Genomic DNA, 4,283 nt, shown 5'->3' on the forward strand with positions numbered 1-4,283 from the left:
TAAGTGCCTCGGCACTGGCCGGTGTCAAGTACCGATGAGCCGTTGCAAAGGCTGGAGCGTGTAAGAACCCCTTGCTAGCGCGCGTCGCAGACGCACACTGTTCCGGTTGCCCTCACAAAACCGCCCTAACTTTACCCTTCACCCTGAACTAACGCATTTGCCCCGCCGCTCCCGCCGCCTTCTTCCCTACTTCCTGCTGCTCGCGTTACTGTTGGCCGCCGCGGGCTACGCCGTATGGCGCGTGGCCTACCGCCCCAACGTGGCAGCCTTTGCCGAGGGGCCGGCTTACCTCTACATCCGAACCGGTACGGGCTACGCGGCGGTGCTCGACTCGCTGCAACGGCACGAGCTACTGATTGAGCCGACTACCTTCCGCTGGGTGGCCGAGCAGCACGACTACCCGGCCCGCGTGAAGCCCGGCCGCTACCGGCTGGAGCCTGGAATGAGCAACGTTGAGCTGGTGAAAATGCTGCTGCAGGGCCGCCAGGACACGGTGCAGTTCGAGCTGAAGCCGTTTCACTACATCGAGCAGCTGCCGCGCAAGGTGTGCGGCCGGCTCGAAACCGACTCCTTTAAGCTGGAATTATTGCTCGGCGACAATGCCGGCCTGCTGGCGCGGTACCACCTCGACACCTGCACTATTCGCACCATGTTCATTCCGGGGCAGTATCGGCTGCTGTGGAATACGCCGGCGCCGGTATTTCTTGATTCGGTGGCGGCCCGCTACCGGCGGTTCTGGCGGCCCGAGCGGCAGGCGCGGGCCGATTCTCTGAAGATGACGCGCACCCAGGTGAGCGTGCTGGCCAGCATTGTGCAGCGCGAAACCGCCCAGCCGACGGACAAACCGCTCATCGCCGCCGTGTACCTCAACCGCCTGCGCAACGGCCAGCCCTTGCAGGCCGACCCCACCCTGCTCTGGCCCCTGCACGGCCTGGGCACCCGCAAGCGCGTGCTGAACGTGGACAAGAAAGTGGATTCGCCCTACAACACCTACCGCCACAAGGGCCTGCCGCCGGGCCCCATCACCACGCCGCTGCCGGGCTCGCTGCTGGCCGTGCTCAAGCCCGCGCACAACAACAACCTGTTTTTCTGCGCGCGGCCCGATGGCAGCGGCTTTTCGGATTTTGCCGAAACCTACGCCCAGCACAAGCAGAATGCCCGCCGCTACCAGCACCGGCTCGATAGCCTCGGCGTGAAGCGATAATTCTGACGACAAGTAGGGCCAAGGGCAGCATCGTTCAGCACATTTCCGTGGGCAATCGGGCTTGCATTGACCCTAGTGGGCCTTCGATGGCCGTTTCATATTACCTGGCCGTTGCAAAAGCTTGCGCTTGTGTACATTTGTTTCCCAATTTTCCGCCAAACCGCCCGTATGCGTCAACCTCTTCTCTTTCTTATTCCTGTCTTCTGTGGACTGACGGCTTCGGCCGGCGGATTTGAAACCGGGCCGCAAGGTGCCCGCGTGTTGGGCCTGGGCGGCGCCAGCACGGCCTACATCAACAGCATTGCGGGCCTGAGCGTAAACCCGGGCCTGCTGAGCCAGTGGGGCGACTCGCTCACGCGCCTGAGCATTGGCGGCCTGGGCCAGCTGCGCCGCTCGTCGTTTGTGGGCCAGGATACCTACCAGCGCACCGACCAAGCCCTGACCGTGCTGCCCGGCGGCTACGTCTACGCCACCCGTGCCGTAAGCAAGCGCGTGACGCTGGGCCTGAGCGTCACCACTCCCTACGGCTACCACACCAAGTGGCCCGACAACTGGGAGGGCCGTTCCGTGATTCAGGAAAGCCAGCTCAATACCTATTTCGTGCAACCTACGGTGGCATTTAAGCTGAACGAGAACTTCGGGGCCGGCGTGGGCTTCATTTACGCCTACGGCAAATACTCCCAGCGCCGCGCCCTGGGCCAGTACGACGACCCCTCGGCCAGTGCCCGGCTTAGCGCCAGCGGCTCGGGCTATGGCGTGAGCGTGGGCCTGTACGGCCGCACCGGCGACAATCTCTCTTTTGGCATCAGCTACCGCACGGGCGTCAATCTCAAGCTGAAAAACGGCACCAGCACCTACACCGGCGTGCCGGCCCGCGATGCCGCCGCCCTGCCCGCCAGCACGGGCCTGAACACCCAGTTCAACCTCCCCAACACGGTGGCGGTGGGTATTGCCGACCGTATCAACAAGAAGCTGCTGCTCACCTTTGATTTCACCCTCACCGGCTGGAGCAACCTCGACTCGCTGAAGCTGGACCTGGCCGCCAGCGGCAGCCAGCCCGCACGCCGCGTCAACCAGCCGCGCCGCTACGAGGATGCCATGACGTTCCGCATCGGCGCCGAGTACCAGCTGAACCCGCAGCTGACCCTGCTCGCCGGCGTGCGCTACGACGAAACACCCATCCGCGATGAGTACATCAACCCCGAGTTCATCGACGCCAACCGTCTGGGCGTTTCGGCCGGCCTAGCCTATCAGCTTACCCAGCGCCTGAGCCTGGAAGCAGCTTACGCGTTTGAGTACGGCCAGCGCCGCACGGCCCGCACCAACCCGCTCAGCACCCAGGTGGGCAACATCAGCGGCAGCTACCAGATGGCCGTGCAAACGGCTTCGGTAGGCGTGGCGGTGGCTTTTTAAGAACTTTCATCTTCGTTTTTTTCGTCTTTTAGCATGATGAAGCTGTATTCGCCGCTCGTGGGCGCGGCCAGCGCGCTGTTGCTTACTGCCTGTGCGCCGGGCCAGGATACTCCCGCTCCCAGCACCGTTATCGATGCCAGCCGGTATGTGGCCGTGGGCGACACCTACACGGCCGGCCAAAGCAACGGCGGCCTCACGCGCGCCAGCCAGGAATATTCATATCCCAACCTGCTGGCCCAGCAGTTTCGCCGCGCCAACCCAAGTGCCACCTTCACGCAGCCCCTGCTGGAGGCCGGCACGGGTTCGGGATACCTTACGCTGGTTGACTTCACGGCGCTTGGGCTGCCCCGCGTGCGGCAAGTAAACGGCCAGGCCGTGACCAGCACCGTCATTAACCCCGCAGCCTGCGGCGGCCCCGACACGGTGCGCCTGCTCACGCGCAGTGCCACGGCCGGTGCGCTGCCCCAGAACCTGGGCGTGCCCGGCCTGCAGCTCACCCAAATCGAAACGGCCGGCCTGGGCAATGCTGCCAATGCCAAGCCCGGCGGAGCTTTCAACCCGTATTTTGAGCGCCTGCTGCCGGCCGCCGATAGCCGCACCTACCTGAAGACCGTGACGGATGCCAGCGCGTCGGCCACCTTCTTCACCTATTTTCTGGGCCTCGACAGCTTCGTGCCCTACGTGCGCAGCGGCGGCACCTGCCCGCTGCCGGCCAACCTTGAGCTGTTCATGAAAACCAACGCCAAAAAGGTGCTGGACGTGCTGACCGCCAACGGGCGCCCGGGCGTGATTGCCAAGCTGCCCCCGCTGTTCACGCTGGCCCTGCTGCGCCAGGGCGCAGGCGTGGCCCTAGAGCGCCGCCTGCAGGTGGCCAGCAGCGACACGGCCCGCCTGTACGTGGAGAACTTTGGGTCGGGCGAGCACATCAACGACGGCGACTATGTGCTGGCTACGGCCATCGCCCGCATTGGCGTGCGCACGCCGGTGGTGGTGAATGGCACCACGTTGCAGCTGCCCTACGGCCGCGACATTCGCAACCCCCTGCGCAATGCCGATGTGCTGCTGAAAACCGAATACGACCGCGTGAAGGTAATTTTGAACAACTACAACGATGAGCTGGAGCGCCTGGCCAAATCGGTGTATAAGCTGCCCAAGGGTGCCGACGGCTTGTATGCCCTCGATACCAGCCCGGCCTTCCCGGCCAACGTGTCCGACACCGGCACGTACTCGGTATCGGGCGTGACGTACTCGACCGAGCCCGTGCGCGGCAACTTCTTTTCGCTTGACTACTACACCCTAACGCCGCGCGGCAATGCGCTGCTGGCCAACACCTTCATTTCGGCGATTAATTTCAGCTACCGCGCCAGTATTCCGGCCATCGACGTGAACACGCTGCCGACGACGGCGCAGTAAGCGGCCGGTTTTCCTACCTGTCAAAGCCCCCGTTGCCAGCTGCTGGTAGCGGGGGCTTTGGTTTTACTACCTAAACGGCCGGCCGCACTACTCAGCGCAGCCGATACAGTCGCAGCGGGAGCGAGTCGGCCGCCGCGGCCCGGCTGGCGGCCAGGGTTTCGCTAAAGCCGAGGCCGGTGAACTCGGAATGCTCCAGAAACAGCAGCGGTTGCTGCAGCGGTGGGGCGGGCCAGGCCGCTACGGGCTGCTGCCG

At 64.3% G+C, this 4,283-nt stretch carries 3 protein-coding genes; all 3 read left to right on the forward strand.

Features of this window, described 5'->3' with window-relative positions:
• Positions 1-157 precede the first annotated feature (157 nt).
• The gene (mltG, locus tag ACYVDE_RS15750) at positions 158-1,204 is read left to right on the forward strand and encodes an endolytic transglycosylase MltG (protein ID WP_460502495.1); all 1,047 of its coding nucleotides are present in this window, start codon (positions 158-160) and stop codon (positions 1,202-1,204) included.
• A gap of 168 nt (positions 1,205-1,372) precedes the next feature.
• A complete protein-coding gene (locus tag ACYVDE_RS15755; protein WP_460502496.1) occupies positions 1,373-2,617 on the forward strand; it encodes an OmpP1/FadL family transporter in 1,245 nt (414 codons plus the stop codon).
• A gap of 33 nt (positions 2,618-2,650) precedes the next feature.
• Positions 2,651-4,030: a hypothetical protein gene (locus ACYVDE_RS15760; protein ID WP_460502497.1), complete on the forward strand. Its 1,380-nt coding sequence runs from the start codon at positions 2,651-2,653 to the stop codon at positions 4,028-4,030.
• Positions 4,031-4,283 lie beyond the last annotated feature (253 nt).

It is taken from the genome of Hymenobacter agri (assembly GCF_054778495.1).

Excerpts from the sequence above, each read along its gene's own strand:
- ACYVDE_RS15755 (WP_460502496.1), top strand. The coding sequence starts at position 1,373 with ATGCGTCAACCTCTTCTCTTTCTTATTCCTGTCTTCTGTGGACTGACG.
- ACYVDE_RS15760 (WP_460502497.1), top strand. The coding sequence starts at position 2,651 with ATGATGAAGCTGTATTCGCCGCTCGTGGGCGCGGCCAGCGCGCTGTTG.